1 protein-coding gene and 1 pseudogene are annotated in these 1,270 nt (G+C 75.0%); both read right to left on the bottom strand.

Annotation, left to right across the window (positions count from 1 at the left end; all coding sequences use genetic code 11):
• Positions 1–187, bottom strand: a pseudogene (locus ACTS11_RS06435) (L-lactate permease); the annotation flags it as partial.
• Position 188: 1 nt separating this feature from the next.
• Positions 189–1,151, bottom strand: a complete 963-nt coding sequence (locus ACTS11_RS06430; RefSeq protein WP_442639508.1) for a DUF2927 domain-containing protein — start codon at positions 1,149–1,151, stop codon at positions 189–191.
• Positions 1,152–1,270 lie beyond the last annotated feature (119 nt).

The following is a 1,270-nucleotide window of genomic DNA, read 5'->3' as shown; positions in this document are numbered from 1 at the left end:
TCAGCGCCTCGGCACCCGCGCCGGTCAGCGTGGCCGCGGCGCCGCCCGGCAGCGGCCCGAAGACGACGAGCGCCACGGCGAGTGCCGCGGCAAGGCCGATGGCCCCCGCCTTCGCCGCCGAGAGGCCGAAAAAGCCCATCGTCCCCAGCACGATGGCGAGCGGCAGGGCGGCCGCGAGCGCCGCCATGTCAGGACGGGTCGCCGAGCAGTTCCTCGGCGATCTGCCGCACGATCGGGCGGGCCTCGTCGGGCCGCATTCCGGGCCGGAGCCGCCGGTCGTAGAGCATGCGCAGCAGCAGCTCGTCGTGGCCCGTGAGAAGCGCGAATTCCTCGTCGTCGTTGAAGATCGAGGGGCGCGCGGCGGGGCTGTCGTTGGGCAGGCCGAGGCCCTGCGCGATCTCCTCGTGGATGCAGGAGCGGCGCAGGAGCGGCGGGTGCTCGTCGCGGATGATCGCGATCGCCGCCACGTAGGTCGAGCCGCCGCCCGCCTCCGAGAAGGCGTAGACCGAGCAGAAGGTGAAGCGCGGCAGGCGCTCGATCTCGGCCACGGTCGCATCGCCGACGCCGGGCACGAGGCTGCGCACGAGCGGGCCGATGTCGCGTTGCGTGTCGCGGTCGACGTAGAGGACGTGGAAGTTGCCGCCCGAGGTCACGGTGCGGATCGGATGACCCGTCACCCGCGCGAGGCGGGCGGCGAAGCCCGAGAGCTCGGCGATGTCGGTGGCGCGCTGCCCGGGCGCGACCGAGGGGCCGAAATGGGGCTGGAGGCGCACGGGCTGGGCCCACCGGCGGAGGCGCGAGGGCGTCTCCTGCGCGACGAAGCGTCCGCCGGTCAGCGTGTACTCGTCGTAGAGCGCGATCCGCTCGAAGTTCTCGGCGAGCTGGCGGGCGGTGAAAGGCGCGTCCTGGCCGCCGCCGTCGCGGCGCAGGAGCCCGTCGGCCAGCAGCCGCGCCTCGACCGAGGCGTAGTAGCGCGCGAAGCTCTGGCTCTCCGCCGAGGGGCCGGGGGCCGGGGCGGGCGCCTCGGGAGGCGGAGCGCTCGGAGGCGGCGGAGCCGGGGCCGTGACGCATCCGGCCAGCAGGACGGAGACGAGTAGTCCCGCCCCGATACGGAGCGGGACGGGCTGGGCCCTTGCTGGTCGGTCGTTCACGTCGTCGTCGCTCCAGGTCAGGCGTTGGCCAGGTCAGCGTTGGCCGGGTCGGGCGTTGGCCGGGTCAGGTGTTGGGGGGCGGCGGCGGCGCGTCCGACGCGACCGGGCGCCGGGCGGAG

The sequence above is a fragment of the Roseicyclus sp. genome, from assembly GCF_052168335.1.
Taxonomy (GTDB): domain Bacteria; phylum Pseudomonadota; class Alphaproteobacteria; order Rhodobacterales; family Rhodobacteraceae; genus Roseibacterium.
The sequence above is the reverse complement of the archived record's forward strand: the minus strand, read 5'-3'. Positions and strand labels throughout refer to the sequence as shown.